We start from the raw sequence: 8062 nt of genomic DNA, 5'->3' as shown, positions 1-8062 counted from the left end.
GTTTCCGCAATGCTCGCCGAACTCGACGACGAGTGGCTGACCGGCAAGGTCTATCTCAACTTCAACCTGTAACCCGGTTGTCATGACCACCCAACCGGAAATTTACAGAAAAGAGGTTGCACAATCCACGGGGCCAACGATGTGGCCAACGCCATTGGGCCCTTGGCCGCGATTTACGAGGCGGTGCTCAACGGCGCGGTGGTGGCCAAGGCCGCGACCCCGACCTGGATCATGGTGTTGGGCGCGCTGGGTTTGTCCGTGGGTCTGGCGCTGTATGGGGGCAAGCTGATTGTGACGGTGGGCAAGGAAATCACCGAGCTCGATCGCATGCGCGCCTACGCGATCGCGATGGCGGCTACGGTGACGGTGATCGTGGCCTCGCAACTGGGCATGCCGGTGTCGACGACGCACGTCTCGATCGGGGCGGTGTTTGGCGTGGGTTTTTTGCGCGAGCTGCTCAAGGTCAACTACGCCAAGATGGAGGCGGTGGTGCGCGCCGCGCATCAAGGTGAGGACCTGGAGGCGGTGGAGGCGTATCTCAAGCGCTTCGAGGCCGCGCCGGTGGAGGAGAAAAAACGCATGCTCGCCGAGATGAAGCGCCGTGCCAAGGAGCTCGAGCGCCGCGGTGAGCTGGCCCCCGGCTGGTTCAGCAAGAAAGAGCGCAAGGCGTTCAAAAAGGCCTACAAACAGGAGGTGGTCAAGCGCTCGGTGGTCATGCGCATCGTCGCGGCGTGGATCGTCACCGTGCCGGCGACGGCGCTGCTGGCGGCCGTGCTCTACCGCGTGGTGGAGCTGCTGCTGTCGCCATAAAGCCCGCTTTGTGCCATAATGCGGACAACCGGCACCCATCGGTGCCGGTTTTTTGTTGCATCTGCTGCTTGCCGGTCCCCGTGTTTGGATTGATTCGTTGGTGGTCGATGTGATGTCAACCCAACGGATCGAAACATGACAACGATGATTGCAGCGGCCAGCGGCCGCGACAGCGGCTTTGCCGCGCTGGATTTGGCCCAGGCGCTGGTGCGCGCGGTGACCGACCTGGGGTTTACCCAGCCCACCCCAGTGCAACAGGCGGCCATCCCCCTGGCGCTGATGCGCGACGGCGCCGGCGCTGACCTGATGGTGTCGAGCCAGACCGGCAGCGGCAAAACCGCGGCCTACCTACTGCCCGTGCTCGACGCGCTGTGCCGCCACGGCGCGGTTGAAGCCGATCGCGCCGAGCGTGCGCCCGAGCGCCGTGGCCGCGCAGGGGCGCGCGGGCGCTTCGAGCCGGCGGCGCCCCAGGCGCTGGTGCTGTGCCCCACGCGCGAGCTGGCCCAGCAGGTGGCCCGGGACGCGGTGGACCTGCTGCGCCACACGCGCGGCGTGCGCGTGGCCACGGTGGTGGGGGGCATGCCCTACGCGGTGCAGCTGCAGCGCTTGGCCGGTGCCAGCGTGGTGGTGGCCACCCCGGGACGCTTGCTCGACCTGCACCGCGGGGGCCATGTGCGGCTGGCCGCGGTGCAGCATGTGGTGCTCGATGAGGCCGACCGCATGCTGGACCTGGGCTTTGCCGAGGATCTGGCCGAGATTCATCGCCTGACCGAAGGCCGTCGCCAGACCCTGATGTTCAGCGCCACCTTCGCGCCGCGGGTGCAGGCGTTGGCGGCACGCATCATGCGCGATCCGCAGCGCGTGTCCCTGGAGACGGCGCAGGACCGCCACACCCACATCGAGCAACGCCTGTACTGGTGCGACAGCCCGTCGCACAAGCGGCGCGTGCTGGACCACTGGTTGCGCGACGAGGCGATCGAGCAGGCCATCGTGTTTGCCAGCACGCAAATCGAGTGCGACGAGCTGGCGCAAGACCTGCAGCAGGCGGGCTTTGCCGCCGTGGCGTTGCACGGCGCGCTCAGCCAGGGCCTGCGCAACCGCCGCCTGCAGGCGCTGCGCCAGGGCCAGGTGCAGATTCTGGTGGCCACCGACGTGGCCGCGCGCGGCATCGACGTGCCCACCATCACCCACGTCTTCAACTACGGGCTGCCGATGAAGGCCGAGGACTACGTGCACCGCATCGGCCGCACGGGCCGTGCCGGCCGTCGCGGTCTGGCCGTCACCATGGCCGAGCCGCGCGACCGCCGGCGCATCGGCGCCATCGAGGCGTTCAGCCGCCAGCCGATCCCGACGCAGACCATCCCCGGCCTGGAGCCGCGCATGCCTGCCGCGGCGCCGCGCAGCGACCGCCGCCCGGCGGGCAAGCCGGGTGGCCGCGGCTGGGGCCGCGGAGCGCCGCAGGCGCGGCGCGCGGAGCACGCGCCACGCGGCTTTGCCCGCTGAAGGGGTGCGCCGCCGGCCTCACATCAGCAGGTGTTCGCCGGCGTTTTCGCCGCCCAGGATCACGTAGTTGACCTTGCGCAGATCGGCCAGCACGCGCCCGCCGGCGTAGCTGATGGCGCTTTGCAGGTCTTCCTGCATCTCGCGCAGCGTGTCGGCCAGGTGCCCTTTGATCGGCTCGAGGATGCGCTTGCCCTCGACGTGCCTGTACTCACCCTTGTTGAAGTCGCTGGCCGAGCCGTAATACTCCTTGTAGCGCTGGCCGTCCACTTCGACGGTTTGGCCCGGGGATTCCTCGTGGCCGGCGAACAGCGAGCCTATCATCACCATGGCCGCGCCAAAGCGCACGCTCTTGGCGATGTCGCCGTGGTGGCGGATGCCCCCGTCGGCGATGATGGGTTTGGTCGCCACGCGCGCGCACCACTTGAGCGCCGAGAGCTGCCAGCCGCCGGTGCCAAAGCCCGTTTTGAGTCGCGTGATGCACACCTTGCCCGGGCCGATGCCCACCTTGGTGGCGTCGGCGCCCCAGTTTTCCAGGTCGATCACGGCTTCGGGCGTGCCCACGTTGCCGGCGATCACGAACGCCTGCGGCAGCCTGTGCTTGATGTGCTCGATTATGCGGCGCACGCTCTCGGCATGGCCGTGGGCGATGTCGATGGTGATGTAGTCGGCGCCCACGCCTTCGGCGGCCAGGCGGTCGATGACGGCGTAGTCGGCCGGCTTGACGCCCGAGCTGATCGAGACGAACAGGCCCTTGTCGCGCATGCTTTTCGCGTAGGCCACGCTGTCCAGGTCGAAGCGGTGCATCACATAGAAGTAGCCGTTGGCGGCCAGGTAGGCGCTGATGCGCTCGTCGATCACCGTCTTCATGTTGGCCGGCACCACCGGCAGCTTGAAGCGGCGGCCGCCGAATTCCACCGAGGTGTCGCATTCGCTGCGGCTTTCCACGCGGCACTTGCGCGGCAGCAGCAGCACGTTGTCGTAGTCGAAGATGTCCATGGTCAAGGCTCCGGGTGGCAGTGATGCCTGTCGGTGCAGGTCGGCAGGCGGGTGGGCGGCGCGTTGAGGCAGTGCGCGGCCCAATGGCTGCGAGCGCTTGATTTGGAGCCGGTGGTATCCGAGGCCGCCAGCACGGGGCGGTGGACACCCAACACCGGGCTCCAACGTTTGGGCCCGGTGGCGCATTCTACTGCGCCGCTGCGGTCGCTGGCGCGGGGCTGGGGCACAATAGGCCACGCGGCGTGTGATCGTCGGCCGGTGCCCGTGGGGCCCGCTGCCGTCCGCGGCCGTCCTAGGAGCCTGTGCGGATGAATCCCTCCACCCTGATCGGCATGGTCGCCAGCGTCGTGCTGCTGGGCGTGCTCATCCTGTTTGCGGCCGACGACCCTTGGCTGTTCATCGACTGGCCCAGCATCGGCATCGTGCTGGTGGGCACCATGGCCGCCACCTTCCTGAGCTACCCCATGGGCGAGGTGCTGCGCGTCTTCAAGCTCATCGGCACGGTCATGCGCAACGAGCGCCTCTACACCGAGCGCGACATCGAGGAGCTGGTGGACATCTCGCGCCTGTGGATGCGCGACGACCCGGTGCTGGTGGAAAAGGCGCTGCCGCGCATATCCAACCCGTTTTTGCGCACCGGTGTGCAGTTGGTGATCGACCGCATTCCGGAGGAGGATATCCTCGACCTGCTGCAGTGGCGCATCTCGCGCATGAAGGCCAAGGAGGCGGCCGAGGCGCAGCTCTTTCGCGTCATGGCCAGCTACGCGCCCGCCTTTGGCATGATCGGCACGCTGGTCGGGTTGATCAACCTGATGGACGTGGTGGCCAGCGGGGACCTGGTGGTCATCGGACGGCACCTGGCCGTGGCGCTGATGACCACGTTCTATGGCATTTTGCTGGCCAATCTGGTGTTCAAGCCGGTGGCGGTCAAGCTGGAGCGGCGCACCGAGCAGCGCATCGTGCTCATGAACATGGTGCTGCAGGGCATCTCGATGATGTGTGCGCGGCGCAGCCCGTCGCTGATGCGCGAGACGCTCAACTCCTTCGTCGCGCACCGCGAGGACGAAATCCGCGATACCCCCACCGGCGTGCCGGCGGCGGGCAACGGCGCCGCCGGATGCGAGGCGGGGCGCGGTGAGGGACGGCCGTCGTGAACGAGCGGCAGTTCCACGAGGCCCTGGGTCGGGCGCTGGAGGCCGCGCGCAAAGGGGCGCCGCCACCGGCGCCTGCGGCCGCGCCGCCGGTGACCCCCGGCCCCCTGCAAAAAGGGCGTTACCAGCGCTGGCATGCCGACCCCGAACCGGTGCCGGAGGAGGAAACCTGGCTGCTCACCTACCTGGACGTGATGACGCTGTTGCTCGTCATGCTGGTGGTGATGCTGGCGTTTTCCGAGCCAATTGCGCGCAAACCCCCGCTGGGGCGGCCCGAGGCGCAGGGGCAGGTCAGCGCCAGCGGCGGGCCGCCGCTGGCCGGCGGTGGCGGCAGCATCGTGCCGCCTTTGGGCCTGCCATCGGCGGCGCCGGGGCCGGGTACGAACCCGGTCGAACAACGCCCCGGCGAGGCGGCGCAACCGGCACCGACGGCGCCCACGGCGCCTGCACCGCCCACCGCCGCGCCCCCCATCCAACCGGGTGAGCTGGGGCAGGACATTCAGATGCTGGTGCGCGACGAGGGGGTGAGTTTTCGCATTCCGTCCGAGGTGCTGTTCGCCTCGGGCGAAGCGACGCTGACGCCCGCGGGGCAGGCCGTCATCGACCGGCTGCTGCCGGCGTTCAACCGCGCGCCGGACTACACCATCGTGGTCGAGGGGCACACCGACAACGTGCCGATCCAGACCGCGCGCTTCCCCTCCAACTGGGAGCTGTCGGCCGCGCGCGCCAGCAGCGTGGTGCGCCACCTGGAGGCGCGCGGGCTCAACCCGACACGCCTGCGCGCCACCGGGCTGGCCGACACCCACCCGCTGGCGTCCAACGACACGCCCGAAGGTCGCGCCCTCAACCGCCGGGTGGAGATCACGCTGGAGCCAGCGCAGCGGCCGCGCAACTGAGGCCCAACGGGCGGGGGCGCTGCCTACAATGCCGGCATGACCGACCCGTTCGCCGATGCGGCCGCCCAGCGCCCGGCCGCGCCGACCTTGCCTGCCGACCATCCGCTGCTGCGCGGCCTCAACCCGGAACAGCTTGCCGCCGTCACCCTGCCGCCCGTGCCCGCCTTGGTGCTGGCGGGGGCTGGCTCGGGCAAGACGCGCGTGCTCACCACCCGCATCGCGTGGCTGCTGGCCACCGGCCAGGCCTCGCCCGGGGGCATTCTGGCCGTGACCTTCACCAACAAAGCCGCCAAAGAGATGCTGGCGCGCCTGTCGGCGATGCTGCCGCTCAACGTCCGCGGTATGTGGATCGGCACCTTCCACGGCCTGTGCCATCGGCTTCTGCGTGCGCACCACCAAAGCGCGGGGCTGCCGGCGACGTTTCAGATTCTCGACACGCAAGATCAGCTCGGCGCCATCAAGCGCGTGCTCAAGGAACGCCGCATCGACGAGGACCGCGTCAAGCCCAAGGAGCTGCAGTGGTTCATCGCCGGGGCCAAGGAGGACGGACTGCGCCCGCACGACCTGAGCGCGCGCGACGAGGATACGCGGCTCAAGATCGAGCTCTACCGCGATTACGAGGCGCAGTGCCAGCGCGAAGGCGTGGTCGATTTTGGCGAGCTGATGCTGCGCGCCTACGAGCTGCTGCGCGACCACGAGCCGCTGCGCGTGCATTACCAGCGGCGTTTTCGGCACCTGCTGATCGACGAGTTCCAGGACACCAACCGCCTGCAGTACGCGTGGATCAAACAGCTCGCGGGCGACGACGTCGGTGGTCGCTTCGTGCCCTGCGGCAACGCGGTGATGGCGGTGGGCGACGACGATCAGAGCATCTACGCCTTTCGCGGCGCGCGCGTGGGCAACATGAGCGACTTCGTGCGCGAGTTCGGCATTGCTGCGCCCATCAAGCTGGAAGAAAACTACCGCAGCGTCGGCCACATCCTGCACGCGGCCAACCACCTCATCGACCACAACCGCCAGCGGCTGGGCAAGCAGTTGCGCACCGCGCAGGGTCAGGGCGATCCCTTGCGGGTCGTCGAGCTGCCCAGCGACTTCGAGGAGGCGCAGTGGGTGATCGACGAGATCCGCCACCTCATGCGCGAGGACGGGGTGCCGGCGCACGAAATCGCGCTGCTCTACCGCAGCAACGCGCAAAGTCGGGCGCTGGAAGGGGCGCTGTTCAACGCCGGCATTCCCTACCGCGTCTACGGGGGGCTGCGCTTCTTCGAGCGCGCCGAAGTCAAGCACGCCCTGGCGTATTTGCGTCTGCTGGAAAACCCCCACGACGACACCAGCTTTTTGCGCGTGGTCAATTTTCCGCCGCGCGGCATTGGGGCGCGCACCATCGAGCAGCTGCAGCAGGCGGCGCGCGAGGCCGGCTGCTCGCTGCACGACGCCGCCACGGCCGTGGGCGGCAAGGGCGGCGCCCACCTCGTGGCGTTCGTGGCCAAGCTCGACGTCATGCGCGAACGCAGCGCCGGGCGCCCGCTGCGCGAAATCATCGAAGGCGTGCTGGCCGACAGCGGCCTCATCGACCACTACCGCGGCGAGCGCGAAGGCGCCGAGCGCATCGAAAACCTGCAGGAGCTGGTCAACGCGGCCGAGAGTTTCGTGACGCAGGAGGGTTTTGGCCGCGAGGCGGTCGCGCTGCCCCTGGACGAGACTGCCGCGGCGACGGTGGACGCCGACGCCGCCGAAACCGGCGAGACCCTCAGCCCGCTGGCCGCCTTTTTGACCCACGCGGCGCTGGAGGCCGGCGAGCACCAGGCGCAGGCCGGTCAGGCCGCGGTGCAGCTGATGACCGTGCATGCGGCCAAGGGGCTGGAGTTCGACGCCGTCTTCATTACCGGGTTGGAGGAGGGGCTGTTCCCCCACGACAACAGCCTCTCCAGCCCAGACGGCCTGGAGGAAGAGCGGCGCCTGATGTACGTGGCCATCACCCGCGCCCGCCGGCGGCTCTACCTCACGCACGCACAGACGCGCATGCTGCACGGGCAGACGCGCTACCACATTCCGAGCCGCTTCCTCGACGAGCTGCCGCAGGAGAGTGTGCAGTGGCTCAGCCCGCGGCGTGCGCGTGCCGCCGCCGGGGGCTGGGGGGCGGCTGCGGCGCCGGGCGCGCTGGTGCAGCCCGCCTGGGGCCGCAGTGGCCTGGGCGATGAACGTCCCGCGGGCCTGGCGGGCATTCCCGCTGCCGCACCCCCGTCATCCAGCCCACCCGCGGTGAGCGCCAGCGGCGCCGAGATTCGCAAAGGCATGACCGTCTTTCACACCAAGTTTGGTGAGGGCCGGGTGCTGGCTATCGAAGGGCAGGGCGCCGACGCACGCGCCCAGGTGGATTTTCGCCGCCACGGCACCAAATGGCTGGCCTTGGCCGTGGCCAAGCTCACGCCCGTGGCCTGACGCGCCGCCAGACCCCCCTCGTGCCATGAGCGCTGCCCCAGCCGACCGACAGGTCCTCGTGCTCGGCGCCCGCCCTTGCACGCCGGACATGCTGCCCGTCATGGGTCCCGCGCCGCGGCATGCGGGGTTGTGGTTCAACTTCGGCCATTCGCACCAAGGCTTCACCCTGGGGCCGGTGGCCGGCCGTCTGCTGGCCGACATGATCGCGGGCGAACCCCCGTTGGTAGACCCGACGCCGTACCGCCCGGAGCGCTTCGGCTGAAG

Annotated in this window: 6 protein-coding genes and 1 pseudogene; 6 read left to right on the top strand and 1 reads right to left on the bottom strand. The window is 69.2% G+C overall.

What is annotated here, in order from left to right:
• The first annotated feature begins 123 nt into the window (after nt 1-123).
• Together Tther_RS08925 and Tther_RS08920 are read left to right on the top strand one after the other, a co-directional pair.
• Nucleotides 124-810 (top strand): inorganic phosphate transporter, encoded by a 687-nt coding sequence (locus tag Tther_RS08925; RefSeq protein WP_143903027.1) that lies wholly within the window; start codon nt 124-126, stop codon nt 808-810.
• A gap of 135 nt (nt 811-945) precedes the next feature.
• Nucleotides 946-2313 carry a DEAD/DEAH box helicase gene (locus tag Tther_RS08920; RefSeq protein ID WP_143903025.1) on the top strand — a complete coding sequence of 456 codons (1368 nt, stop codon included), beginning with the start codon at nt 946-948 and terminating at the stop codon, nt 2311-2313.
• Nucleotides 2314-2331: 18 nt separating this feature from the next.
• On the opposite strand, the gene Tther_RS08915 is transcribed toward Tther_RS08920, so the two are convergent.
• Nucleotides 2332-3309, bottom strand: a complete 978-nt coding sequence (locus Tther_RS08915) for a GMP reductase (protein WP_143903023.1) — start codon at nt 3307-3309, stop codon at nt 2332-2334.
• Nucleotides 3310-3617: 308 nt separating this feature from the next.
• Between Tther_RS08915 and Tther_RS08910 the strand changes: the two genes are divergently transcribed.
• The 4 genes and pseudogenes from Tther_RS08910 to Tther_RS08895 form a co-directional block, all read left to right on the top strand.
• Nucleotides 3618-4463, top strand: a complete 846-nt coding sequence (locus Tther_RS08910) for a motility protein A (RefSeq protein WP_143903021.1) — start codon at nt 3618-3620, stop codon at nt 4461-4463.
• The gene (locus Tther_RS08905; protein WP_221934014.1) at nt 4460-5356 is read left to right on the top strand and encodes an OmpA/MotB family protein; all 897 of its coding nucleotides are present in this window, start codon (nt 4460-4462) and stop codon (nt 5354-5356) included. Before Tther_RS08910 ends, Tther_RS08905 begins: the two co-directional genes overlap by 4 nt.
• A 36-nt stretch (nt 5357-5392) precedes the next feature.
• A complete protein-coding gene (locus Tther_RS08900) occupies nt 5393-7798 on the top strand; it encodes a UvrD-helicase domain-containing protein (RefSeq protein WP_143903018.1) in 2406 nt (801 codons plus the stop codon).
• Nucleotides 7797-8060: pseudogene (locus Tther_RS08895) on the top strand (NAD(P)/FAD-dependent oxidoreductase); the annotation flags it as partial. The gene Tther_RS08900 and the pseudogene Tther_RS08895, both read left to right, overlap by 2 nt.
• Between the last annotated feature and the right edge of the window lie 2 nt (nt 8061-8062).

The organism is Tepidimonas thermarum (assembly GCF_007556705.1).
GTDB lineage: Bacteria > Pseudomonadota > Gammaproteobacteria > Burkholderiales > Burkholderiaceae_C > Tepidimonas > Tepidimonas thermarum.
Note: the sequence above shows the minus strand (reverse complement) of the source record. Positions and strands in the feature narration are given on the sequence as shown.